Consider the following 23,940-nt stretch of genomic DNA (forward strand, 5'->3'; position numbering starts at 1 on the left):
GTGACCCTGTGGGACAAACTCGGGATGGACGACAAGCTCATCAAGGTGCTGACGGAGATCCCGCCGGGGCCGGACGCGTCGGAGTTCGGCCCGGCCTACGTCACGATCCACCAGCTGGCCGTCGAGCTGGACCAGCGGTTCCCCGAGGTGCGCCGGCAGCTGGACGTTCCCCTCGGCGGCGGCTCGAACCGGCATACTGGCCTGGTGGAGCTGCTGGGCAAGGAACTGGTCGACAAGATCAAGCGCTACGGCGACGTGTACCCGATCGAAGCGGCGCAGCTGTCTTCGGTGCGGTTCCGCGAGCTGCGGCTGCGCGGCCCGGGCGGGCGTGACCTGGTGGGCGCGTCGCGGACCGACCTGCCGCTGATCCGCCTGCGACCCAAGGACTGACCGTGCTGCCACCGCCGCCGGTCCGGGTCCTGGTGGCCGAACGCGACCCGGCGGTGCGGGCCCGCCTGGGCTCCCTGCTGGCCGACGTCGACGGCATCGAGGTGATCGGCTCGGCCCCGGACGCCGCGGCGGCCCGCACGACGCTGCGCAGCCGGCTGCCGGACGTGGTGCTGCTGGACCTGAGGCTGGGGCCGCTCGGGCCGGTGTTCCGCCGTCCGGCGGTGCTGGCCCTGGTGACGTTCGACTCCGACACGGGCATCCTGCGGGCGCTGCGCGACGGGGCTTCGGGGTACGTGCTGCGCTCGGCCCGGCGCAACGAGCTGATCAAGGTGGTCCGGCTGGCCGCCGACGGGCACGTGGTGCTCTCCCCGGACGCGTCGCGCCGGCTCGTGTCGGCCGCGACGCGGCTGTCCGGACCGCGGGACGAGCGGCTGGCCGGGGTGGACCGGCTGTCGGTGCGGGAGCGCGAGGTGCTGGTCGGCGTCGGGTCCGCGTGGACGAACGCGGAGATCGCGACGCGGCTCGAGCTGCCGGAGCCGGAGGTCCGGAGTCTCGTGGCACAGGTCGTGCGGAAGCTCGGGTGCGCGCACCGGACCGAAGCGGGCTTGCTGGCCTACGAGCGGGGGTTGTGCCGGCCGGGCACCGAACGGCCGTGACGGCCGCCTTACCTGCCATAAGAGCCGGTAAGGCGGCCGTCACGGACTTCAGAAGCCGGTCAGGCCGTGGGGCACCCCCAGTCCGGTCGGGGCGTCATAGCCCGGCCCCGCCACGCACAGGTAGTCGTCGCCGCACTTCTTCCCGCCGCCCGCGGGGTCGTTGTTGCCCGCGGTGATGTCGACGAAAGCGGACGCGTACAGGTCCGCCGGCTGGGTCACCCCCGCGTGGCCGGCGCGGCCGATCAGCCCCGCGATGTACGGCGCCGACGCGCTGGTGCCGTTCGCCGGGAGCCAGCCGCCCGCGTCCGTGTAGTGGATCGCGATGTCCTCCGCCGCCGACGCGATGTCCGCGACCGTGCGCTTGCCGCAGTGCGTGTCCCGCTGCCACGACGGCTTCGCGATGTACGCCGAGCAGCCGCTGCCGCCGTACTGCCACGCGGACTCCGTCCAGCCCCGCGCCGAGGACGGGTCACGGGCCAGCGCCGTCCCGCCGACCGCGACCGTGGTCGCGAGGACCGCCGGGTAGCTCGCCGCCGTGAACCCCGCGTCGCCCGACGACGCCACCACCGTCACCCCCGGGTGCTGGTAGTGGCTGGCGAACGCCAGCGGTGCGCCGCTTTCCCGGGCGCCGTAGCTGTTCGACACCACCTTCGCCCCCAGCCGGACCGCGGTGTCCTCCGTCGCCGCCAGGTCCGCGAAGCCGGGTGAGTCGCCTTCGACGACCACGAGCCGGCACGACGGGCATGCCGCCGACACCATCGAGACGTCCAAAGTGGACTCCATCGCCCAGCCGAAGCTCGCCGCGGGGAGCGGTGCGGCGAGGCCCTGCTGGTTCACCTTGCGGAAGCAGCCGTTCGCCGTCGTGCACGGCGGCAGGCCGTACTGCGCCCGGTAGGTCGCGAGGTCCGCCTCCAGGTTCGGTGCGTCGTAGGCGATCGAGATGCCGACGACGGTGTCCGGACCCGGGTCGGCGGGCAGCCCGTACGCCGATGCCAGGTCGTCGGCACCCCAGCCGGCCGGGCCGTCGACCAAGGCGTGTACCGGCGTGTATGTGGTGAGGCAGCGCAGCTCGCCGGGCCGGTCGGGACACGCGGCGCGTGTCACCGGGGCGGCGGACGCCGCGGGGGCGAACACCCCGGCGACGACCGCCACGGCGCTCAGCACGCCGATCATTCGTCTGTTCACAGTGGACCCTCCCTCAGGACGTGTAGATGTGGTAGGCGGCGGTGATCGACTCGGCGACGGTCGCCCCGGCCGCGTCGGACGCCGTGACGCGCAGGGAGACGTCCCCGCCGCGGAAAGCGTCCGTGGTCGCGGCGAAGTCCGCGTGGAAGACGCCGTCGCCGCGCGGGGTCACCGCCGCGTCCTGCCAGGTCGTGCCGTCGGTCGAGTACTGCACCGTCGCGGCGGTCACCGGCGAACCCGCGCTCTGCTGCAGGTGCCCCACGGTGAGGTCGAGGCCCTGACGACCCGACGGCGTCGAGCCGTCCGGCCGCAGCCCGCCGACGGCGTACCCCAGCGTCAGCATCGGTTCGACCGCACACGCGCGGTCCGCGCCACGCGCGCAGTGCAGCGCCGGGGGGAGCGTGCCGTCGGCGTGCCGCGACGGCCACGTCCACTCGGTGTGGGTCGCCGTGCTCTGGTGGTACATCGGGCCGGTGCGGCCCGCGTCGATCGTCAGCCCCAGGGTCGACGGCCCGGCCGCGACCTCCTGCTCCAGCGCCAGTGCGGTCGCCCCCACCGGGCTGCCCTCGGCGATCGTCGCGCCGTCCTGGGTCAGCGTGTAGTGCCCGGTGATCGTGTCCGTCGGTTCGCCGTAGAAGCCGAAGCCGGTGTGGCCGGGCTGGTTGTCGCTGAACGGCGTGATGTTCACCCGCAGCAGGTCACCGGCGCGGGTCGCGGCCGGGATCTCCGGTGCGCTGCCGTCGGACAGCGGCAACAGCGCGACGCCGCCCGCCGGGTGCAGCGGGAACTTGTTCCAGTCCTCGGTGACGGAAGAGCCGCCCTGGTAGGAGTGGAACGGCTCGTACTGACCGCCGGCCCACGCCGGGAACGGACCGGGCACGACGTACTTCGAGAACCCGCCGAACCAGCGCAGGTCCGGCCCGGCCGAGACGTACTCGGTCTGCTTCCGGGGCGTCTCGATCAGGTGCGACGCCCGGCCGCTGCTGTCCTCGAAGGAGAACATCCCGCTGCGCTGCCGCCGCCCGAGCGTCGCGTATTCGCTGAAGTAGGTCGCGTCCACCGCGGCGACGTCCTTCGCCGTGATCACGTACCGCTGCTGCGGAATCGTGCCGACGCTCGCCTTCTGGAGCACGTATTCGTACGGCGTGCCCGGCCCCGGTGGGGACACGAGCCTGCTGTACGGGTACGTCTGCAGCGCGCCGGTCCGGACCGGGACGGCCGTCGGCGACACCGAGATCGGCACGCCGGGCCCGGCGTCGAAGTCGACGAGCAGTGCCGGCCCGGTCGTGGCCGCCCGGCGGAACAGGAACCCGGTGTCGTCGAGCAGCGCCGGCCGCGGCGTCACCCACGTCAGCCTGCTCGAAGCGCGGGAAGCGTCGACGCGGACGGTCTTGTCCGCCTTGACCGCGAACTCGGGCTGCGCGCTGAACCGCACTTCCGTCGGGTTGCCGTCGGCGTCGGCCGTCCAGAACAGGCCGAGTGCGCTGTAGTTCCCGTCCGGGACGCTGAACTTCGCCGTGCCACCCGAGAAGTAGTTGAGGCTCTCGTCCGGGGCGAGGAGGTTCCCGTCGTCGGTGTTGTAGAGGAACGCGACGCCGGTGTCGGCCGGCTGACCCACGATGTCATCGGCATCGACCGACACCGTGCGCATCACTGAACGCGGCTGGACGGCCGGGCGCGCCCCGGGCAGCGCGAAACGAGCGCCGCCGGCGAAGAGCCCCTGCCCGCCGAAGTGCCCGCGCGCGTTGTCCTCTTTGAACTGCTTCGCCAGCGCCGGCCCGAACGTCGCCGGGTCGGCGGGCAGCGGCGCGCCGGCCAGCAGCGCGCCGACGTCGAACAGACCGAGGTCCAGGCCCCGCCCGAGGTAGGGGAGCGCGGTGCCGGGTACCTCGTAGTCGCGGTCGCCGAGCCGCAGGTGCACCAGGGTCCGGGCCATGCCCTTCTCCGCGGCCGGCTGGACTTCGAACAGGGACCGGCCGTCGGCGGTGGTCCGGACGCTGACGCGTTCGCCGGTGATCAAGGTGGCGGACGTCGTGGGCACCGCGGCGCCGGCCTGCGGGGAAGCGATTCCCCCGAGCCCGGCGAGCACGACCCCCAGGACGGACAAAGTTCTTCGCACTGGCACCTCCGTGTGGTGGTTGATCACCACTACCGACGAGCCAGACGCCGGACCCGTTGAGCCCGGTTCTCGATCTTCGCGAAGTTACCTCGATCGGGTCAACGACCCAGAGTCAGGAATGGGCCGCGGGCACCGGCCGGGCGACGCCGAAACCGCCGTACGGACCGGCTTTCGCGCGCTTGCGGACCTCGTCGAAGTGCCGGTGCACGGCTTCGGCCGCGGTGTCGGCGTCCCGCAGCAGGAGCGCGTCGACGATGACCTGGTGGCGTTTCGCGGTGGCGGTCGGCGACGCGGCCGGTCCGCCGAACTCGCTTTCGGCGATCCGGTAGACGTCCCAGAACAACCCGGTGAGCTCGCGCGCGAGGTCGAAGCCGGCCTCGGCGCAGATGAGGTCGTGGAACTCGCGGTCGGCCTCCGCCGCGTCGGGGCCCTTGCGCTTCATCCGCGCGACGCAGGCCTGCAGCTCCTCGATCAGGCCGGGCCGGTGGTCGGTCGCGACGCGCCGGGTCAGCTCGGTCTCGAGCATCTCCCGCACCTCCAGCAGGTCACGCAGCCGCCCGACGTCGGTCGCGCCGCGGGCGCGGGTGCGGAAGAGCAGCCACGTCTGCAGGGACTCCGACCCCGCGGACCCGACGAACGTGCCGTAGCCGTGGCGGATCTCGACGATGCCGAGGGCCTGCAGGGCCTTGATCGCCTCGCGGATGGAGTTGCGGCTGACGCCGATGTCCTCCATCAGGCTCAGCTCGGTGGGCATGGGTGCGCCCGGCGGGAGCTCCCGCTCGACGATCAGGTCGATGATGCGCTTGGTGATCTCTTCGCTGCGCTGCGGACGGGCCACTGCTGTCCTCCCCGGATGCGTCGTGAGAGGACATCCTACGTCATACGTCCAGAAAGCTTGACCGGCACGCGAACCCATCCTAGGCTCACGCCGGTCATAGGACGTCCCATGTCCTACCGTTCGAGGCCAGCCGGAGACACCGATGTCCCAGAGCCCGTCGCTCAGCCGCCGCCAGTTGCTGCGCTACACCACCTTCGCCGGGGCGGCCATGGCGTTCCCGACCGTGCTCGCCGCGTGCGGCGGGCCGGCGTCCACCAACAAGACCGGCAGCTCGGCGGGCTCCCTGACCGCCGTCATCGGCTACGGCAACAACCAGACGTGGGACCCGCTGCAGACCGCGTCCGCCTTCTCGATGGCCGCGATCCTGCACTGCTACGAGTCCCTCGTGGAGGGTGACCCGATCACCCGCGCGCCGTTCCCCGGCCTGGCGAAGGCGCTGCCCGCCGACGTCAGCGGAACGAGCCTGAAGTTCGAGCTGCGAGACGGCGCGAAGTGGCATGACGGCCAGCCCGTGACCGCCGACGACGTCGTCTTCACCTACGCCCGCGCGCTCGACGAGAAGGAGAACGTGCTGATCCACAGCTTCTTCTCGCACTGGCTGCAGGAGGTCCGCAAGACGGGCGACCGCGCGGTCGAGTTCGTCCTCAAGTTCCCGTTCCCGTACGCGCTGCAGCGGATCCAGTGCTGCAAGATCGTCCCGAAGCACGTCTACGAGGGCAAGTGGGACGACGCCAAGGGCGGCAAGGTCGTCGGCTCCGGCCCGTACAAGGTCGTCGAGCAGGCGCCGCTGTCCCACACCAGCTTCGAGAAGTTCGCCGACTACAACGGCCCGCGCCCGGCGGCCTACGACAAGATGCTCTGGAAGTCCATCGTGGACTCCGCCCCGCGCGTCGCCGCGATCTCCGGCGCCACGCCGGACGCGCAGATCGCCGAGAACATCCCGGCCGCCAACGCCGACCAGCTCCGCAAGGCCGGCCGCACGGTCGAGTTCGCCGACGGCGGCAACAACCTCTTCCTGCTCTTCAACACCGCGCACAAGCCGTTCGACAGCAACCTGGTCCGACAGGCCCTGCACTACGCCATCGACAAGCAGAAGATGATCGACATCGGGCTGAAGGGCGCCGGCTCGCCCGGCACGTCGTTCATCAACCCGAAGCTCCCGTCTTCGCAGCCGGCGTCGCAGGACTTCGTCTACAACCCCGACAAGGCCAAGCAGCTGCTGCAGCAGGCCGGCGCCACCGGGCTGAAGGTGACGCTGTCGACGACGAACACCTCGCTGGTCGCCGACTGCGTGAAGGTGATCAAGGAGGGCTGGGACGCGATCGGCGTCCAGACCACTTTGGACTCCCAGGACACCAAGGCGCTGTTCTCCAAGCTGGACGCGGGCGCCGACTTCCAGGTCGTCGCCACGACCAACAACCCGCTGCAGTTCGGCAACGACCCCGACCTGATGATCCGCTACTACTACGACGCCAAGTCCATCCTCACGAGCAAGTACGCCCGCTTCACTGGCTCCGACGCGCAGTCGCTGCTGGCCCTGCAGGACCAGGCCGCGGCCGAGACGGACGAGGGCAAGCGGACGACGCTGAACAAGCAGCTGCTGGACCGGATCTCCGAGCAGGCCGTCATCTACCCGGTCGTGTTCACCCAGCTCGGCACGGCCTGGGACCCGAAGGCGATCTCCGGCGTGCGCGCCCAGGGCTACCCGGGCATCTACCTGAACCAGGCCAAGCCGGTCTAGGAGGAGAACACCCGTGGCCGTCGTCGTGCGGATGCTGCTCAGCCGCATCCTCGCCCTGATCCCGCTGCTGCTCGGCGTGATCCTGTTCGTGTTCATCGTGATGCGGTTCGCGCCGGTCGACCCGGCGCTGGCCGCGTTCGACGGCGCGAACGCCACCGCCGAGCAGCTGCAGCAGTTCCGGCTCGAGAACGGGCTGCTGGACCCGCTGCCGCTGCAGTACGTCCACTTCGTCTGGCACCTGGTCCAGGGTGACTTCGGCACCAGCGTGATCACCAAGCAGCCGGTCGGCCAGACGATCTCGACGGCGCTGCCGCTGACCGTCCAGCTGACCCTGCTCGGCCTGGTCATCGCGCTGGTGACGGCGCTGGTGCTCGGCGTGACCTCGGCGCTGTTCCGCGACCGCTGGCCGGACAAGGTGATTCGCGTGGTCACCCTGGCCGGGGTCGCCGCGCCGGCGTTCTGGGTGGCGCTGCTGCTGGTCCAGTGGCTGGCGGTCGGCCAGGGGCTGTTCCCGACCAGCGGGTACGTCAGCCCGGCCGACTCCTTCGGCGGCTGGCTCAACTCGCTGACGCTGCCCGCGGTCTCCCTGGCGCTGCCGGTGGCCGCGCAGCTGACCCGGGTGATCCGGACGTCGATGGTCGAGGAGCTGGACAAGGACTACGTCCGCACCGCGCGCGGCGGCGGCCTGCCGCCGGTGGTCGTGGTCGGGCGCAACGTGCTGCGCAACGCGCTGGTCACGCCGCTGACCGTGCTCGGCCTGCGGGTCGGCTACCTGCTGGGCGGCGCCGTCGTCATCGAGACGATGTTCGCGCTGCCGGGGATGGGGCAGAACATGATCCAGGCCGTCACCGACGGCGACACCGCCAAGGTGCAGGGCTTCGTCATCACGATCGCGATCGGGTTCGTGCTGGTCAACCTGATCGTCGACGTCCTGTACCTGATCGCGAACCCGCGCCTGCGGAGCCACGCGTGAAGCGCCTGCGCGCGGCCTGGCCCGCGCTCGCGATCCTCGGCGTCCTGCTCTTGGTCGCCGTGCTCGGCACGCTGCTCGCGACGCACAACCCGGACGCGCTGAGCACCGACACCGGCGGCCCCAGCGGGGCGCACTGGTTCGGGACGGACACGTCGGGCCGGGACATCTTCTCCCGGCTCGTCGCCGGCACGCGCTGGTCGCTCGCCATCGGCCTGGGGGCGGTGGCGCTCGCGCTCGTGTCGGGGGCGGTGATCGGGGCGTTCGCCGCGACCTCGCACCGCCGGGTGGACGCCGTGGTCATGCGCGTGCTGGACGTCATCATGGCGTTCCCCGGCATCGCGCTGGCCGCGGTGCTCGTCGCCGTGTTCGGCCACGGCATCCTCGTGCTGATCCTGGCCATCGGGTTCCTCAACATGCCGCCGGTGGCCCGGGTGATCCGGGCGAACGTCCTGGCCCAGTACGGCGAGGACTACGTCGCGGCCGAACGCGTCATCGGGGCGCGGCGGTTCTTCGTGCTGACCCGGCACGTCGCGATCAACTGCGCCGCGCCGGTGCTGGTGTACTGCACGGTCACGGTGGCCGACGCGATCGTCTTCGAGGCGTCGCTGTCGTTCATCGGCGCCGGCATCCAGCCGCCGGACCCGTCGTGGGGCTCGGTCCTCGCCGACGGCAAGGACCTGGTGCTGACCGGCGGCTGGTGGGCGACGCTGTTCCCCGGTCTGCTGATCCTCGTCACGGTGCTCGCGCTGAACATCCTGTCCGAGCGGATCTCGGACGCCTGGGCCGCGCCGTCGGCCCGCGCCGTCAAGGCGGCCGAAGTCGCGAAGGCCGTCGAGAAGCGCGAAGACGCCGACACCGCGCCCGTCCTGCCGATCGCCGGCCTGCGGGAAGCGGGGGAGCGGCTGGCCCGCACCGCCCGGTCCCTGGACCACCGCGACACGGTCCTCGAGGTCGACCGGCTGCGGATCGCGTTCCCGGGCCGCCACGAGGGTGTCGACGTCGTGGACGGCGTGTCGTTCAGCGTCCGCGCGGGCGAAGTCCTCGGCCTGATCGGCGAGTCCGGCTGCGGCAAGACGCTCACGGCGTTGTCGATCCTCGGCCTCCAGCCGGCGACCGCGCGCGTGTCCGGGCAGATCCGGTTCGCTCAGCGCGACCTGCTCGCTTTGCGCCCCGGTGAACGGCGGAGGCACCTCGGCCACGACATCGCGATGATCTACCAAGACGCGCTGAGCTCCCTCAACCCGGCGATGACCATCCGCGCGCAGCTCAAGCAGTTCACCCGCCGCGGCGGCACCCGCACCCCGGCCGAGCTGCTCGAACTGGTCAACCTCGACCCGGAGCGGACGCTGCGCGCCTACCCGCACGAGCTGTCCGGCGGCCAACGCCAGCGCGTGCTGATCGCGATGGCGCTCTCGCGGGACCCGAAGCTGATCGTCGCCGACGAGCCGACCACGGCCCTGGACGTCACGGTGCAGGCCCAGATCATGGCGCTGCTGCTGCGACTGCAGGAGGAGCTCGGCTTCGCGCTCATCCTCGTCTCGCACGACCTCGCGCTCGTGTCGGAGATCGCCGACCGCGTCGTCGTCATGTACGGCGGGCAGGTCGCCGAGCTGGGCGCGACAGCCGAGGTCGTCGGCTCGCCGCGGCACCACTACACGCGCGGCCTGCTCAGCGCGGTGCTGTCGCTGGAGGAGAACGAAGCCCGGCTCACCCAGATCAAGGGCGTCGTCCCGGCCCCGGCGGAGTTCCCGGCGGGCTGCCGGTTCGCCGACCGCTGCCCGGCCGCCCGCGCCAAGTGCCACGACGAAACCCCGGTCCGCTTCGGCGAGCCGGTCGACCACCTCGTCGCCTGCCACTTCCCGGCGGTCGACATCGCCCGCGAGAAGGAGGCGACGGCGTGAGCCTGCTGGAGCTCGACGGCGTCCACGTCGTCCACAAGATCCGCGGCCGGGGCCTGTTCGGCCACGACAGCGTCTACGCCCTGACCGACGCCCACCTGGTCGTCGAGCCGGGGGAGACGATCGGCGTCGTCGGCGAGTCCGGGTGCGGCAAGTCCACCCTGGCCAAGGTGATCGTCGGCCTGCAGCCGCCGACGGCGGGCACGGTCCGGTTCCGCGGCAAGCCGCTCGACGAGGGCTTCGGGCGCGAGGTCGGCATGATCTTCCAGGACCCGTCGACCGCGCTGAACCGGCGGCTCGCCGTCGCCAAGATCATCCGCGACCCCCTCGACGTGCACCGCGTCGGGACGCCGGCCGAGCGCGACGACCGCGTTCGCGAGCTGATGTCACTGGTCGGCCTGCCCGCCAGCGCGGCCGACGCGGTGCCCGGGCAGCTCTCCGGCGGCCAGCGCCAGCGCGTCGCCATCGCGCGGGCCCTGGCCCTGCGACCGGCGCTGCTGGTCGCCGACGAACCGACGTCCGCCCTCGACGTCTCGGTCCGCGCCCAGATCCTCAACCTGCTGCTCGACCTGCGCGAACAGCTGGAACTGGCGATGGTCTTCGTCTCCCACGACATCCAGACCGTGTCGAAGATGAGCGACCGGATCGTCACGATGTACCTGGGCCGGATCGTCGAGGAAGCGCCGGTGCGGGCCGAGGCCCGCCACCCGTACACGCGGGCCCTGTTCTCGGCGACGCCCAGCCTGCTGAACCCGGTCGAGCCGATCGTGCTCACCGGCCCGGTGCCGTCGGCGACGAACCCGCCGAGCGGCTGCGCGTTCCGCACCCGCTGCCCGAAGGCCACCGACGAGTGCGCGGCCGAGCTGCCGCCGCTCGCCGCGGCCGAGGGCGGGCACACCTACCGCTGCATCCACCCAGAGATCCCGACCGGAGTGAGCACCTGATGCCGAAGTTCGCCGGAATCGTCCCGCCGCTGTGCACGCCGTTCAACGACGACTTCAGCGTGGACACCGACTCCCTGCGGCGCCACGTCGAGGTCCAGCTCGACGCCGGCGTGCACGGCGTGTTCGTCCTCGGCTCCTCCAGCGAGGTCGCCTTCCTGCCCGACGCCCAGCGCCGCGTCGTCGTCGAAACGACGGTCGACCAGGTCGCCGGCCGCGTCCCGGTGCTCGTCGGCTGTATCGACATGACGACATTGCGGGTCGCCGAGCACATCAAGACGGCCGAAGCCGCCGGGGCCGACGCCGTCGTCGTCACCGCGCCGTACTACACGCGCACGCACGTCGCCGAGGTCGACCGGCACTTCCGCCTGCTGCGCGAGCGGACGTCGCTGCCGATCGTCGCCTACGACATCCCGGTCGCGGTGCACACCAAGCTCGACGGCGGGATGGTCCTCGACCTGGCCGCCGACGGCGTCATCGCCGGGCTCAAGGACTCGAGTGGCGACGAAGCCGCGTTCCGCTCGGTGCTGCTCGGCAAGCGTGAGCGCGGCCTCGACACCTTCGCCGTGTTCACCGGGTCCGAGCTGGTCGTGGACGCGGCCCTGGCGATGGGGGCCGACGGCGCCGTCCCGGGCCTCGGCAACGTCGACCCGGTCGGGTACGTGCTCATCCACGACCACTTCAAGTCCGGCAACCTGGCCGCGGCCCGCCGCGAGCAGGAGCGCCTGCTGAAGCTGTTCTCGATCACCTCCGTCGCGCCGCCGAGCCGGATGGGCCGCGGCTCGGCCGGGCTCGGGGCCTTCAAGGCCGCGATGAAGATGCGCGGGTTCATCGACAACGCTGTCATGGCACCGCCGCAGCTTCCCCTGGACGACGAGGAACTCCTGCGGATCAAGGAGAAGCTCGCCGAAGCGGGTCTGCTCTAGTGCTCCACTACGGCGCCGACTACAACCCCGAGCACTGGCCCGAAGAGGTCCGCCGGGAAGACCTGAAGCTGATGGCCGAAGCGGGCGTCACGATGGTGACGGCGGGGATCTACTCGTGGGCCGGCGTCGAACCGCGGCCGGGGGAGTACGCCTTCGGCTGGTTCGACGACGTCCTGGACGACCTCGCGGGCGCGGGCGTCCGGGTGTGCCTGGCGACGATGACCGCGTCGCCGCCGGCGTGGCTGTCCCACGCCCACCCGGAGATCCTGCCGGTGCGCGCCGACGGCGTCCGGCTCTCACCCGGTGCGCGGCAGCAGTTCTGCCCGTCGAGCCCGGTCTACCGCGCGCATGCCGCCCGGCTCGTCGACCAGCTGGCCACGCGCTACGCCGGGCACCCCGCCCTGGCGATGTGGCACGTCGGCAACGAGTTCGGCTGCCACATCCGCGCCTGCTACTGCGACGAGTCCGCGTCGGACTTCCGTCGCTGGCTGCGGGAGCGCTACGGCTCGATCGAGGCGCTCAACACCGCGTGGACGACGACCTTCTGGGCCCAGCACTACTCCGAGTGGGACGAGATCCTGCCGCCGCGCGTCGCGCCGACGTTCCCCAACCCCGCGCAGCAGCTCGACTTCCACCGGTTCTCCTCCGACGCCGCGCTCGGCTGCTTCCTGACCGAACAGGCGGTGCTGCGGCGGCTCACCCCCGACACACCGATCACGACCAACTTCGTCGGCCTGGTGCAGAAAGCCCTCGACTGGCACACGTGGACGCCACACGAGGACGTCGTCAGCCTCGACTCCTACCCCGACCCGTACGACCCGCGCGCCCACATCGAAGCCGCGTTCGCCTACGACCTCGTGCGGTCCACGAAGGACCGGCCGTGGATGCTGCTCGAACAGGCCCCCAGCGCGGTGAACTGGCGTCCCCGCAACAGCCCCAAGCCGCCCGGTGCGATGCGGCTCGGCAGCTGGCAGGCCATCGCCCAGGGCGCCGACGCCGTGCTGTTCTTCCAGTGGCGCCAGACCAGTGGCGGCGCCGAGAAGTTCCACTCGGCGATGGTCCCGCACGGTGGCCGCGAGACCCGGACGTTCCGCGAGACTTCTTTACTGGGGAAGGAACTGGCTCGGGTGCCCGAACTGGCCGGGACGCGCGTGCGGGCCGACGTCGCTCTCCTGCACGACTGGCCGAGCTGGTGGGGCCTCGAACTCGACTCGCACCCGGCGTCGCTGGACCAGCTCGAGACACACCTCGCGCACTACGCGCCGTTGTTCGACGCGAACATCACCTGCGACGTCGTCTCTCCGTCGCGTGACCTGTCGGGCTACCGGCTCGTCGTCATCCCGAACCTGTACCTGCTGGAACAGGCGTCCGCGGACAACCTGCGCGCGTACGTCGCCGGCGGCGGGCACCTCGTGGTGTCGTACTTCTCCGGCATCGTCGACGGCTGTGACCGCGCGTACCTCGGCGGGCACCCGGCACCGCTGCGGGACATCCTCGGCCTGCGGGTCGACGAGTTCTGGCCCTTGGACGGTCCGATCCCGCTCGAGTTCGCCGACGGGACAACGGATTCCGGTGCGATCTGGTCCGAATGGATCGAGCTCGAAGGCGCCGAAGTGGTCGCGTCCTTCGCCTCCGGCGACCTGGCCGGGCGGCCCGCAATCACCCGCCACGCGTTCGGCGACGGCGTCGCCTGGTACGTGGGGACCCGGCCCGACCTGGCTTCGCTGCTGGGCCGCGTCACCGCCGAAGCCGGGGTGACGCCGGTGCTGAGTGCGCCGCCGGGCGTCCAGGCGGTTGTCCGGCACGGCGAGGAAAGCGCTTACCTGATCCTGCTCAACCACGGCACCGAGCCGGTCACCGTCGACCTGCCGCACGCCGCGCCGGACCTGCTGACCGACCCGTCGCGGCCGGTGCGCGAGGTCCGGCTCGCCCCGCGAGGTGTCGCCGTCCTGAAGGGATGAGAATGAGAACACTGGGGAGATGGGCCGCCTTGGTGGCCCTGGTGGCGAGCACGCTGCTCGCCGTCAGCCCGGCGCAGGCCGCGCCGCAGTTCGACCAGCAGGTCCTGTTCAAAGCCTCGCAAGACCCCGGGTACAGCTGCTTCCGGATCCCGGCGATCGTGAAGTCCACGCACGGCACGCTGCTGGCGTTCGCCGAGGGCCGCATCGACAACTGCGGTGACACCGGCGACATCGACCTCGTGCTCAAGCGCTCCACCGACGGCGGGAAGACGTGGTCGCCGCTGCAGGTGGTCAACCCCGGCGGCGGGGACACCCACGGCAACCCGGTCCCCATCGTGGACGGCCGCACCGGCCGGATCGTGCTGATCACGACGTACAACAAGGGCCGCACCGACGACAAGGCGTGCGACGTCCCGTGCCCGCGCACGCCGCATTCGCAGTACAGCGACGACGACGGCCTGACCTGGTCGACCCCGGTCGACATCAGCGCGCAGGCCAAGCTCCCGAACTGGGATTCGTGGTACGCGTCGGGGCCGGTCCACGGGATCCAGCTGACCCGCGGCCGGCACGCGGGACGTCTGGTGTTCGGCTTCAACGCGGAAACCAGCGACGGCAAGAACTCGATCGAGAACCACGCGGGCCTGGTCTACAGCGACGACGGCGGGCGCAGCTGGCACGTCGGCGCGGTGAACAGCTATCCGCACCCGGTGGGCGGCACGTACACGCAGAAGCCGTCCGAGGTCACGGTCGTCGAGCTGCCCGACGGGTCGATCTACGCCGGCGGCCGCGAGCAGGGCGGCACCGACATCGGCAACCGCGACTACGCCCTCAGCCGCGACGGCGGCGAGACGTTCTCCAGGTCCTTCACCACCATCCCCGACCTGGTGACGCCGATGGTGCAGGGAGCGGTGCTGCGCCTCGGCGACCGGCTGCTGTTCTCGTCGCCGTCGGACACCGACCGGCGGCGGTGGATGATGATCCGCTCGTCCTACGACGGCGGCCGGACGTGGGAGAACGCCGAGCAGGGCACGCAGATCACGACCGACTGGTCCGGCTACTCGGACCTGGTGGGGATCGGCGGCTCGCGGATCGGGCTGCTGTACGAGGGCGGCGCCGTCGACGCGCGTGACGAGATCCGTTTCGCGCGCTTCGACGAGTCGTACCTGGGCCGGCACAACTCGGCGGGACCGTCCACACCGGACGTTTCAGGACACGCGGACGCCCGGGTCCTCGGCGGCGCTTCACTCGCCGACGGCCGTTTCGGGAGCGCGGTGGCGTTGGACGGCGTCGACGACTACGTCCGGGTCCCGTACGACCCGGCGCAACCGCCCGGCGATGGCGACCTGACCTGGACCGGCTGGTTCCGGTATGGCGCCACGAAGGGCAACCAGGTGCTGTTCTGGCTGGGCGGGATGGGCACGACCGCGCCGCAGCTGTGGTTGCGCGGCGAGCCGGCCAACCACCGGCTGCTCGCGATGATGACGACGTCGGCCGGAAGTGCGTCGATTTCGTCGGCCCAGGCCTATGACGACCAGGCCTGGCACCACGTGGCTCTCGAGCGCACCGGCGGGAAGCTGCTGCTGTGGGTGGACGGCGTCCAGGTCGCATCGGGCGCGGCGGCCGCGGGGTCGGTCAGTCAGACGGTGTCGTTCCAGCTGCAGCTGGGGCAGCGGCTGGACAACCAGTTCCGCTGGAACGGCTCGTTCGACGAGGTCCGCTTCTACCGCCGGGCGCTGTCGGTGGCGGAGCTCGACGCGATCCGGGTGCGGAACGCGCCGGTTCCCGCGGGGCAGGTCCTGCGGCTGCCCTTCGACCGGATCCGCGGCTGAGGGGGCGTTGGCCGACGCTGCCTAGACCGTCCGGCAGGTGAGCTCCGGGCGGTCGGCGGCGTTGCCGGTGCCGGTCACGGCGTTGAAGCCGAACGTCGTCGAGCCGCCCGCGTCGAGCTTGGCGTTCCAGTCGGCGCTGTCCACCGTCACCGTCGTGCCCTCGACCGTGAACGTCCCGTTCCACAGGCCCGCGATGTGGTGCCCGTCGGGGAGGGACCAGCGGACGCTCCAGCCGCGCAGCCCGGTGTCGTGGTCGTTGCGGACCGTCACCTGGACCTGGTAGCCGCCCGGCCACGAGTTCGTCACGTCGTAGCGGGCGGCGCAGCCCAGGTCGGCGGGGGTGCCGGACGTCGTCGGCGGCGCGCTGGTGGTGGCGGGAGCCGACGACACGGGCGCGGCGACCGGGGTGCTGCCGTCCGGGACGAGCGCCGTCCCGATCACCACGCCGAGCGCCAGCAGCACGGCGCCGCCCGCGGACGCCAGCACCACCCGGCGGCGCGGCCGGTGGACGCGCAGCATGCGGGTTTCGGTGCGGGGCCGGGGCCGGGGGCGCGGCGGCGGCAGCGGACGGCCGCCGGTGACGGCCTCGAACAGCTCCTGCACCTCGGCCATGGCCGGCCGCTGGTCCGGGTCGCGGTGCAGGAGCCGCCCGAGCACCTCGGCCAGCGGGCCGTCGTGCTTCGGCGGGATGACCTCGTCGCGCGCGATCCGCTTCAGCAGGACGATCGTGTTGTCCTCGGTGCCGAACGGCGGTGTGCCCTCCAGCGCGCGGTAGAGCGTCGCGCCGAGGGAGAAGACGTCCGAGGGGAACCCGGCTTCGGCACCTCCGGCGACCTCGGGCGCCAGGTAGGCGGGCGTGCCGGCGATGAACCCGCCGCCCGTCACGGTCCCTTCGCCGGTGGCGCGGGAGATGCCGAAGTCGGCGATCTTCGTGACGCCGTCGGGTGTGGTGAGGACGTTGCCGGGCGTGACGTCCCGGTGGACGATGCCTTCGGCGTGCGCGGCGGCGAGCGCCGAAGCGACCTGCTCGCCGATCCGCGCGACCTGGTCGGCCGGCAGGGTTTCGCGCTCCAGCAGGACGTCGGCCAGGCTCTGCGACGGCAGGTACTCCATGACCAGGTACGGGGCTCCGTCGTGCTCGACGACGTCGTGCACGGTGATGGCGTGCGGATGCCGCAGCCGGGCGGTGAGCCGGGCCTCCCGCAGCGCCCGCGCGCCGCCCTGGCCGCCGCCGGAGGGGTCGTAGCCCAGCTGCTTGACGGCGACGACGCGGTCGAGCCGGTCGTCGCGGGCACGCCAGACGACGCCCATCGCGCCCTGGCCGATCCGGTCGACCAGCCGGTAGCGCCCGGCGATCAGCTCTCCTGCGTCGGTCACGACGACCTCCCGGCCTTCCCCGGAACACACGGATGCGGGGGACGTTCGGTTCGAGCTTAACGACCCCCGCCCGTGCGTGCCGACGAGCGCCTCACCCCGCGAGCGCGTGCAGCTGGTCCCACGTCGGGACGTACGGCGTGAAGCGCAGCGTCATCCCCGCCTCCGCCGGCAGCTTGTCCGCCTTCCGCGCGTTGCAGCTGCGGGACGCGCCGCCGCACGCCGCGACCGTGTTCAGCCACGACGTCCGCGGGCCACCGCGGCTCAGCGGCGTCACGTGGTCGATCGTCGTGGCGCGGCGGCCGCAGTACGCGCAGCGGTGGCCGTCACGGGTGAGCACCCCGCGGCGTGACCAGCGGGGCGGCTGCGTATATCGCCACTTCATGACGACGTACCTCAGCAACCGCACGATCTTCGGGCGCGGGAACAGCCCGTACGCGAGACCGTCTTCGGCCTCGTGGATCTCGGCGACGTGCCGGACCAGCATGCGGATCGCGTGCGGCACCGAGACCGTCTGCAGCGGCTCATAACCGGCGTTCAGGACGAGCACCTTCACAACACACCTTCTTTCCTCTCGGCGGAAATCGTCGCCGAGAGGAAAGTGGTGCGTCAATCGTGTTTCACCGCAGCGGATGCGTGCGGAAGAACCGCCAGATGACCGGCGTCGCGTCGATCACCGTCGGCGTGGCCGAGTCGTTGTTCGGCCGGGTGCTGGGCCAGACGTGCCCGGCACCTTCGACGCGGTAGTGCTCGAGCGTGCTCCGCCGGTCGCAGCCGAGCCACTTCTGCGCGACGACCCCGCGCACCGGCGTCCACGACACCGGCTTCGGGAAGCAACCGTCCCTTGTGGACCATCCGGCCAGCCAGTCCGGGATCGACGGCAGGCCCTTCGCCGGGTTGCCGGTGTAGGGGATGGTCGTGTCGGCGGTGCCGTGGAAGTCGAGGATCGGCGCGGGCCGGCTCGGCCGGCAGGCGCCGCCCTGCGGGTAGAACGCGCCCGACACCGGGGCGAACGCCGCGATCCGGCCGGGCAGCCGGCAGGCCAGCAGGCCGACGAACCCGCCGCCGTTGGACTTGCCCGCCGCGAAGATCCGGTCGTTGTCGACGCACAGCTCGCGCTGCAGCGAGTTCAGCAGGTCGCTGGTGAACAGGACGTCGTCGGCGGCGGCCGAGTAGGGCGCGCCGGTCCAGGCCGACTCGCCGTCGGTGCCGATCAGGCCCTGCGGGTAGACCGAGATCGCGTCGAGCGCCGAGAAGCCGGACAGCTCCTCCTGGTACTCCGACGTGCGCTTGTGCCCGTGGAACGACAGGACCAGCGGGTACGCCCGGCGCGGGTCGTAGTGCGCCGGCAGGTGGACGGTGTACTCGCGGTCGAGCCCGCCGGAGCCGACGTGCCGGGTGGTGGTTACCCCGGACGGAACCGGCGCGGCGCGGCCGCAGCCGGTGGTGCGGACGGGGTGGTCGACGACGGTCGACGCGGCGGCGGGAGCGGCGAAAGCGGTGGTCAGGGCGCAGGCCGCGGCGAAAACGGCCGCCAACCGGGGCAGGGGTCCGGGCACTCGATCCTCCTTGATCGACAGCGGGGCGTGGCCAGCATCACCCCGGGAGCCGGGGCCCACCTACATTGCGTTCATAAAGTGCGCGACCGGGTGAGCACCGGGAATGTCGGACCGCCTCGGTAGGATCGGGCCGCTCGGCACCCCGCACCGGAAAGGACCGGAAGTGACCACCCCGATCGAGACGCTCGAGTTCCAGTCGGAAGCGCGTCAGCTGCTCCAGCTGATGATCCATTCGATCTATTCGAACAAGGACACGTTCCTGCGGGAGCTCGTGTCCAACGCCTCCGACGCCCTCGACAAGCTGCGGCTGGAGTCGTACCGCGACAAGGACCTCGGCGCGGACACCGAAGACCTGCACATCGCGCTCGAGACGAACCCGGCCGAGCGGACCCTGACGGTGCGCGACAACGGCATCGGCATGACGCGCGACGAGGTCGTCGCCCTCATCGGCACGATCGCCAAGTCCGGCACCGCCGACTTCCTGAGCAAGCTGAAGGAGGCCAAGGACGCCGCCGCGTCGCAGGACCTCATCGGCCAGTTCGGTGTCGGGTTCTACGCGAGCTTCATGGTCGCGGACAAGGTCACGCTGGTGACCCGCAAGGCCGGCACCACCGAGGGCGTCCGCTGGGAGTCGTCCGGCGAAGGCACGTACACGATCGAGCCGGTCGAGGACGCGCCGCAGGGCACCGCGGTCACGCTGCACCTCAAGCCCGAGGACGCCGAGGACCACCTCTACGACTACACGTCCCCGGCGAAGGTCCGGGAGATCGTGAAGAAGTACTCCGACTTCATCACCTGGCCGATCCGGATGGCCACCGAGGCCACCGACGCCACCGAGGGCGAAGAGCCGAAGGTCGAGACCGTCAACTCGATGAAGGCGCTGTGGGCGCGCTCGTCGAGCGAGGTCACCGAGGCCGAGTACCACGAGTTCTACAAGCACGTCAGCCACGACTGGCAGGACCCGCTCGAGACGATCCGGCTGCAGGCCGAGGGGACGTTCGAGTACCAGGCGCTGCTGTTCCTGCCGTCGCACGCGCCGATGGACCTGTTCCTGCGGGAGCGCAAGCGCGGCGTCCAGCTGTACGTGAAGCGCGTCTTCATCATGGACGACTGCGAGTCGCTCGTCCCCGAGTACCTGCGGTTCGTCAAGGGCGTCGTCGACGCGCAGGACCTCTCGCTGAACGTCTCGCGGGAGATCCTGCAGCAGGACCGGCAGATCCAGCTGATCCGCCGTCGCCTGGTCAAGAAGGTCCTCTCCACGGTCAAGACGATGATGACCGCCGACGCCGAGAAGTACGCGACGTTCTGGCGGGAGTTCGGGCGGGCGGTCAAGGAGGGTCTGCTCGACGACTTCGAGAACCGCGAGGCCATCCTCGAGATCTCGTCGTTCGCTTCGACGCACGACGCGGAGAAGCCGACTTCGCTGCGCGAGTACGTCGAGCGGATGAAGGACGGCCAGGAGCACATCTACTTCATGACCGGCGAGTCGCGTTCGTCGATCGAGAACTCGCCGCACATGGAGGCGTTCCGCGCCAAGGACTACGAAGTGCTGGTGCTGACCGACCCGATCGACGAGATGTGGGTCGACGCGGTGCCCGGCTTCGACGGCAAGCAGTTCCAGTCGATCGCCAAGGGCCAGGTCGACCTCGAGTCGGACGAGGACAAGAAGGCCACCGAGGTCGCGCGCGAGCAGCAGAGCAAGGACTTCGAGGGCCTGCTGTCGTGGATGGGCACGGCGCTGGGCGAGGACGTCAAGGAGGTCCGGCTCTCGTCGCGGCTGACGACGTCGCCGGCGTGCATCGTCGGGGACACGCACGACCTGTCGCCGACGCTGGAGAAGATGTACCGCGCGATGGGGCAGGAGCTGCCGCCGATCAAGCGGATCCTGGAGCTGAACCCCGAGCACGGCCTGGTGACGGGCCTGCGCGAGGCGCACACGGCCCGTCCGGACGACTCCGGCCTGGCCGAGACGGCGGAGCTGCTGTACGGGATGGCGCTGCTCGCCGAGGGCGGCGAGCTGGGCGACCCGGCCCGGTTCATCAAGCTCCTGGCCAGCCGCCTGGAGAAGACGCTCTGAGAGGTCGTGAGTGAGAAACAGTGTTCTAACCCTGTTTCTCACTCACGACCCGGTCAGGGGGCCGCGTTCATCAGGTCGAGGGCGGTCTGCTGGCGAGCCGCGTCGGCTTGATCGAACGGGCCGGCCCACAGCAGGCCGTACGCGTCCGCGCTGTTCCGGTCGTTCGCGTACGCCGAGTTCGCCTGGCGCTGCAGGTAGGCCGTGTACGGGTGGTCGGACAGCACCTTGTTCAGGGCCGCCAGATCCCGGGCGTACACGCCCTTGAACGTCGGCCCGTCCGCGCCGCCGCCACCCGCCGACTCGCCCGGGTCGCGGAGGATGCCGCTGGGGTTCAGCGAGCCGTTCGTCGTGGACGCGTTCGCCATCGCGCGAGCCTTCGTCAGCAGGCTCGCGTCCCCGGTCGCGCGGTTCAGCTCGGTCAGCGCCGCCAGCGGCACGCCCTGGTTGTACGACCAGACCGCCTGGCCGTTGTTGGCGCACGACGTGGTCAGCCCGTCGTTGACCAGGTTCGAGCCGTTGATCATGCCGCTGCCGGCGAACCAGGTCCAGCCCGCGCGAGCGCGCGCCAGGTACGTCGTGTCGCCGGCGATGCGGTTGTGCAGCGCCGCGTTGAGCTGGATGTACAGCGAGTTCGGGATCGCGTTCTTGTAGGTGCGGCTGGTGCTCCACCAGACTCCGCCGCCGCAGACGCCGTCCCAGTAGGCGAACATGTGGTCCGCGTCGGCGCGCGCGGTGTTCAAGTACTTGCTGTCGCCCGTCAGGTCGTACGCGTCCACCCACGCCAGGCCCCACCAGCCCGTGTCGTCGATGTAGTCGTTGCGGAACTGGCCGCCCTGGGCGCCGAGGTTCTTCGTGTACGTCGTGTCGATCGCGTAGCGGTAGCTGTCCATGCCGCTGATGCGGGCGTTGTCGATGACCGCGGTCAGCGCGTTGGCCGAGTTCCACCAGCCGGTCGTGTCGAAGAGGCCGGTGCCCTGGTTGTAGCGCTCCATCAGCGCCGTCGCGGCCGCGGTGCGCCGGTCCCAGGCGTTCCACGTCGGGCGGGCCCACCCGGTGCAGGCGATGCTTCCGGAACCCGCGGGCTGCCCGCAGGCGCGCAGCAGGCCGACGCCGCGGTTGTTCCAGTCGTCGGCGTTGTACATCAGGGTCCGCCAGCCGGTCGACCCGGACGGCGTCGCCGTGTCGCCCAGCTTGCTGCCCGACGCCCACGTGCGCCCGGCGTCGAACGAGCGGTCCAGCCAGACGTGGTCGCCGGCCGCACCGCCGGTGATCGCGGCCCAGCCCATGTCGTCGCCGTCGTCGAGGTGCAGGGACAGCCGGCGGCCGCTGATGGACGCCGACGCGCCTTCGCGATCGCCGGGGGAGAGGGCGGGATCCCTGGCGTCGCAGTACTTGTCACAGATCGTCGCCAGCGGTGCCGCGGCGGCGGGCGAGGGAGCCGGGGTGGGGGTGGCCGCGAGGACCACGGACAGCAGGGGGAGGAGGAGGTTCATCGGTCACCTTCCGCGCCGAAGGGCGATGTCTCCATTCTCGGGAGCTAATAATATTGGTCCAGTCCTCACCGAGACAGGTTTCGGACAGGAATTCACGCACTCCGCGCTCTCTCGTCGGGCCTGAGCGGGCTTACCCTGGCGACCGACGCGGAGGGAGCGGGGATGGCCGGTCAGCGGGTCTTCGCCGATCGCGAGCACGGCGGCCGCCGGCTGGCCGACGAGCTGGCGCGCCGCACCTGGACCGGTCCGCTCGTGCTCGGCCTCGCCCGCGGCGGCGTGCCGGTGGCCGCCGTCGTCGCGCGGCGGCTCGGCGCCGAACTGGACGTCGCGGTGGCGCGCAAGATCGGCGCGCCCGGCCGGCGCGAGTTCGGCGTCGGCGCGGTGACCCCGGACGGCCCCGCGATCTACGACGAGACGATCCTGCGCGGGCTCGAGCTCACCGCCGCCCGGATGGCCCGGGCGGAGCGCCGGGAACGCGCGGAGGCACGCCGCCGGCTCGGGCGCTACCGGGACGGCCGGCCCGCCATCGGCGTCACCGGTCGTGACGTCATCCTCGTCGACGACGGGCTCGCGACCGGCGTCACCGCGACGGCGGCCCTGCGCGACGTGCGGGCCGGGCACCCGCGGACCGTCGTGTTCGCGGCGCCGGTCGGTGCGCCGGACGCGGTCGCGGGGTTGCGGCACGAAGCCGACGACGTCGTCTGCGTGACCGAACCGCCGGACTTTCGCGCGGTCGGCCAGTGGTACGCGGATTTCCGTCAGACGAGTGACGAAGATGTCCTTGACCTGCTGCTCCACCTGGGGGAACAGCGGGGTTGACGGGCTGGGCGGCGGGGTACCACCCGGCGGGGGTTCCGACCGGATGGGCAGGCGCGCGATGATCGAACGGGACGGGCTCGGCGCGGCGGCGCGCGGGCTGAGGCAGTACCTGCTGGCCGTCGCGGCCGAGCTGGACGCGCCCGCCTGGTTCTGCGAGGTGGACGCGCCCGCCACGGCGTACCTCGCGCTGGAGCAGCGGCTGGCGCGGTTCCCGGAGCACGAGACGGCGCTGCTGTGGGACGAGCGCGACGGCTGGGCGGCGGCGGTGGAGTCGGCGACGGGCGAGGACGTGGTGGTGCTCGCGTACCTCGGCGAAGACGTGTTGCCGTCCCCGAAGACGGTGGTGGCGTTCGTGCGAGGTCTCTACGGCGACAGCTACCCGGGCCAGCCGGACCCACCGGACTTCCGGAGACCCGGGGCCCAGGACGGCTTCGACGAACGCCTCGCGACGTACGCGAGCGACGACGTCTGCCTGCCCGAGGGCCAAGCCTGAGTCAGCGGGGCCGGAGAACCTTCGCGCCCAGCAGTACCAGCCGCTCCACCTACGCGCGCTCGTCGCGGGACCCCGGGGCGAGGTCGAGGTGCAGCCGGTTCTTCACCGTGCTCACGCCCCCGTCACCACCCGGTTGATCGCCGCGGCGACCAGGTCCGGTTCGGCGACCGTGACCGTCAGGCCCGGGTGGCGGATCAGGCCCCACGGGTCGATGCCCGGCACGGGTTCGTGAAACCGCACGCACACGCCGCCGGCGGTCGTCGTGCCGAAGGTCAGGCCGCGGTCGGCGAGCGACAGCCGCACGCCGAGACCGCGAAGCGGGCTGTACGGACCGCCGGCCTCGGCGCCCGCGACGTTGCTCAGCGGGGTCGAAACGAGCCACGGCCCGAGCCGGACGCGCAAGCCGCCGGCGTCGAGCTCCAGCCCGCTACGGGGACCCAGCGCGCGGCGCAGCCACGGGAACCGGACCGCGAACCCGGCGTGCAGGCGGTGCTGGACGACGACCGCCGTCTCGCCGTTCGTCATGCGCCGCCGCCGACCGGGCGCAGCCAGGCCGCACCGGTCCGAGAGCGGGTCTCGGCGGACGTCATGGGACCTCCTCGGGCAAGGGGGAGGGGCCGGACGGCGGGGCTGGGAGATCCGTCGTCCGGCCCGCGGCCGGGACCCGC

Annotated in this window: 20 protein-coding genes; 12 read left to right on the forward strand and 8 right to left on the reverse strand. The window is 71.6% G+C overall.

All coding sequences use genetic code 11. The features are described from left to right. Both ACZ7OU_RS29470 and ACZ7OU_RS29475 read left to right on the forward strand, forming a co-directional pair. Positions 1-390 carry a hypothetical protein gene (locus tag ACZ7OU_RS29470; protein WP_470243683.1) on the forward strand — a complete coding sequence of 130 codons (390 nt, stop codon included), beginning with the start codon at positions 1-3 and terminating at the stop codon, positions 388-390. A gap of 2 nt (positions 391-392) precedes the next feature. Then, positions 393-1,046, forward strand: coding sequence for a response regulator transcription factor (locus ACZ7OU_RS29475; RefSeq protein ID WP_470257695.1), 654 nt, complete (start codon positions 393-395; stop codon positions 1,044-1,046). 48 nt (positions 1,047-1,094) lie between these two features. On the opposite strand, the gene ACZ7OU_RS29480 is transcribed toward ACZ7OU_RS29475, so the two are convergent. The 3 genes from ACZ7OU_RS29480 to ACZ7OU_RS29490 all read right to left on the reverse strand — a co-directional run bounded on the left by ACZ7OU_RS29480 (position 1,095) and on the right by ACZ7OU_RS29490 (position 5,188). Continuing rightward, on the reverse strand, positions 1,095-2,231 hold the full coding sequence (locus ACZ7OU_RS29480; RefSeq protein WP_470257696.1) for a S53 family peptidase: 1,137 nt from the start codon (positions 2,229-2,231) through the stop codon (positions 1,095-1,097). Between the two features lie 13 nt (positions 2,232-2,244). Continuing rightward, positions 2,245-4,350, reverse strand: coding sequence for a hypothetical protein (locus ACZ7OU_RS29485; protein WP_470257697.1), 2,106 nt, complete (start codon positions 4,348-4,350; stop codon positions 2,245-2,247). A 112-nt stretch (positions 4,351-4,462) separates the two neighbouring features. Continuing rightward, positions 4,463-5,188 (reverse strand): FadR/GntR family transcriptional regulator, encoded by a 726-nt coding sequence (locus ACZ7OU_RS29490; protein WP_470257698.1) that lies wholly within the window; start codon positions 5,186-5,188, stop codon positions 4,463-4,465. A 142-nt stretch (positions 5,189-5,330) separates the two neighbouring features. Between ACZ7OU_RS29490 and ACZ7OU_RS29495 the strand changes: the two genes are divergently transcribed. The 7 genes from ACZ7OU_RS29495 to ACZ7OU_RS29525 are packed head-to-tail and all read left to right on the forward strand — an operon-like array spanning position 5,331 to position 15,457. Further along, the gene (locus tag ACZ7OU_RS29495) at positions 5,331-6,929 is read left to right on the forward strand and encodes an ABC transporter substrate-binding protein (RefSeq protein WP_470257699.1); all 1,599 of its coding nucleotides are present in this window, start codon (positions 5,331-5,333) and stop codon (positions 6,927-6,929) included. Positions 6,930-6,942: 13 nt separating this feature from the next. Then, complete coding sequence (locus ACZ7OU_RS29500) at positions 6,943-7,902, forward strand: ABC transporter permease (RefSeq protein ID WP_470257700.1); 960 nt, start codon at positions 6,943-6,945, stop codon at positions 7,900-7,902. Then, entirely contained in the window at positions 7,899-9,803 is a 1,905-nt protein-coding gene (locus tag ACZ7OU_RS29505) for a dipeptide/oligopeptide/nickel ABC transporter permease/ATP-binding protein (protein ID WP_470243690.1), read from the forward strand. The genes ACZ7OU_RS29500 and ACZ7OU_RS29505 overlap by 4 nt, the downstream gene beginning before the upstream one ends. Further along, positions 9,800-10,744 carry an oligopeptide/dipeptide ABC transporter ATP-binding protein gene (locus ACZ7OU_RS29510; protein WP_470257701.1) on the forward strand — a complete coding sequence of 315 codons (945 nt, stop codon included), beginning with the start codon at positions 9,800-9,802 and terminating at the stop codon, positions 10,742-10,744. The genes ACZ7OU_RS29505 and ACZ7OU_RS29510 overlap by 4 nt, the downstream gene beginning before the upstream one ends. Next, positions 10,744-11,667 carry a dihydrodipicolinate synthase family protein gene (locus ACZ7OU_RS29515; RefSeq protein WP_470257702.1) on the forward strand — a complete coding sequence of 308 codons (924 nt, stop codon included), beginning with the start codon at positions 10,744-10,746 and terminating at the stop codon, positions 11,665-11,667. Before ACZ7OU_RS29510 ends, ACZ7OU_RS29515 begins: the two co-directional genes overlap by 1 nt. Further along, entirely contained in the window at positions 11,667-13,628 is a 1,962-nt protein-coding gene (locus ACZ7OU_RS29520) for a beta-galactosidase (protein ID WP_470257703.1), read from the forward strand. Before ACZ7OU_RS29515 ends, ACZ7OU_RS29520 begins: the two co-directional genes overlap by 1 nt. 2 nt (positions 13,629-13,630) lie before the next feature. Next, complete coding sequence (locus tag ACZ7OU_RS29525; RefSeq protein WP_470257704.1) at positions 13,631-15,457, forward strand: exo-alpha-sialidase; 1,827 nt, start codon at positions 13,631-13,633, stop codon at positions 15,455-15,457. Between the two features lie 21 nt (positions 15,458-15,478). Here ACZ7OU_RS29525 and ACZ7OU_RS29530 read toward each other — a convergent pair whose 3' ends face one another. The 3 genes from ACZ7OU_RS29530 to ACZ7OU_RS29540 all read right to left on the reverse strand — a co-directional run bounded on the left by ACZ7OU_RS29530 (position 15,479) and on the right by ACZ7OU_RS29540 (position 18,390). Beyond that, positions 15,479-16,834, reverse strand: coding sequence for a protein kinase domain-containing protein (locus ACZ7OU_RS29530; protein WP_470257705.1), 1,356 nt, complete (start codon positions 16,832-16,834; stop codon positions 15,479-15,481). A 91-nt stretch (positions 16,835-16,925) separates the two neighbouring features. Further along, complete coding sequence (locus ACZ7OU_RS29535; RefSeq protein WP_470243696.1) at positions 16,926-17,387, reverse strand: HNH endonuclease; 462 nt, start codon at positions 17,385-17,387, stop codon at positions 16,926-16,928. 64 nt (positions 17,388-17,451) lie between these two features. Further along, positions 17,452-18,390 (reverse strand): CE1 family esterase, encoded by a 939-nt coding sequence (locus ACZ7OU_RS29540; RefSeq protein WP_470257706.1) that lies wholly within the window; start codon positions 18,388-18,390, stop codon positions 17,452-17,454. A 163-nt stretch (positions 18,391-18,553) separates the two neighbouring features. On the opposite strand from ACZ7OU_RS29540, the gene htpG reads away from it, so the two are divergent. After that, the gene (htpG, locus tag ACZ7OU_RS29545; protein WP_470257707.1) at positions 18,554-20,467 is read left to right on the forward strand and encodes a molecular chaperone HtpG; all 1,914 of its coding nucleotides are present in this window, start codon (positions 18,554-18,556) and stop codon (positions 20,465-20,467) included. Between the two features lie 53 nt (positions 20,468-20,520). Here htpG and ACZ7OU_RS29550 read toward each other — a convergent pair whose 3' ends face one another. Further along, entirely contained in the window at positions 20,521-21,960 is a 1,440-nt protein-coding gene (locus ACZ7OU_RS29550) for a glycoside hydrolase family 76 protein (RefSeq protein ID WP_470257708.1), read from the reverse strand. A 162-nt stretch (positions 21,961-22,122) separates the two neighbouring features. On the opposite strand from ACZ7OU_RS29550, the gene ACZ7OU_RS29555 reads away from it, so the two are divergent. Both ACZ7OU_RS29555 and ACZ7OU_RS29560 read left to right on the forward strand, forming a co-directional pair. Then, positions 22,123-22,779, forward strand: coding sequence for a phosphoribosyltransferase (locus tag ACZ7OU_RS29555; protein WP_470257709.1), 657 nt, complete (start codon positions 22,123-22,125; stop codon positions 22,777-22,779). Between the two features lie 58 nt (positions 22,780-22,837). Beyond that, on the forward strand, positions 22,838-23,272 hold the full coding sequence (locus ACZ7OU_RS29560) for a DUF6292 family protein (protein WP_470257710.1): 435 nt from the start codon (positions 22,838-22,840) through the stop codon (positions 23,270-23,272). Between the two features lie 111 nt (positions 23,273-23,383). On the opposite strand, the gene ACZ7OU_RS29565 is transcribed toward ACZ7OU_RS29560, so the two are convergent. Beyond that, positions 23,384-23,797 (reverse strand): hypothetical protein, encoded by a 414-nt coding sequence (locus tag ACZ7OU_RS29565; RefSeq protein WP_470257711.1) that lies wholly within the window; start codon positions 23,795-23,797, stop codon positions 23,384-23,386. Positions 23,798-23,940 lie beyond the last annotated feature (143 nt).

It is taken from the genome of Amycolatopsis sp. NPDC114505, assembly GCF_055633615.1.

What these genes read in the sequence shown, in the direction of transcription:
- ACZ7OU_RS29515 (WP_470257702.1), top strand. Translation starts at nt 10,744, where the DNA reads ATGCCGAAGTTCGCCGGAATCGTCCCGCCGCTGTGCACGCCGTTCAAC.
- ACZ7OU_RS29555 (WP_470257709.1), top strand. Translation starts at nt 22,123, where the DNA reads ATGGCCGGTCAGCGGGTCTTCGCCGATCGCGAGCACGGCGGCCGCCGG.
- ACZ7OU_RS29495 (WP_470257699.1), top strand. Translation starts at nt 5,331, where the DNA reads ATGTCCCAGAGCCCGTCGCTCAGCCGCCGCCAGTTGCTGCGCTACACC.
- ACZ7OU_RS29565 (WP_470257711.1), bottom strand. Translation starts at nt 23,797, where the DNA reads ATGACGAACGGCGAGACGGCGGTCGTCGTCCAGCACCGCCTGCACGCC.
- ACZ7OU_RS29525 (WP_470257704.1), top strand. Translation starts at nt 13,631, where the DNA reads ATGAGAACACTGGGGAGATGGGCCGCCTTGGTGGCCCTGGTGGCGAGC.
- ACZ7OU_RS29550 (WP_470257708.1), bottom strand. Translation starts at nt 21,960, where the DNA reads ATGAACCTCCTCCTCCCCCTGCTGTCCGTGGTCCTCGCGGCCACCCCC.
- ACZ7OU_RS29560 (WP_470257710.1), top strand. Translation starts at nt 22,838, where the DNA reads ATGATCGAACGGGACGGGCTCGGCGCGGCGGCGCGCGGGCTGAGGCAG.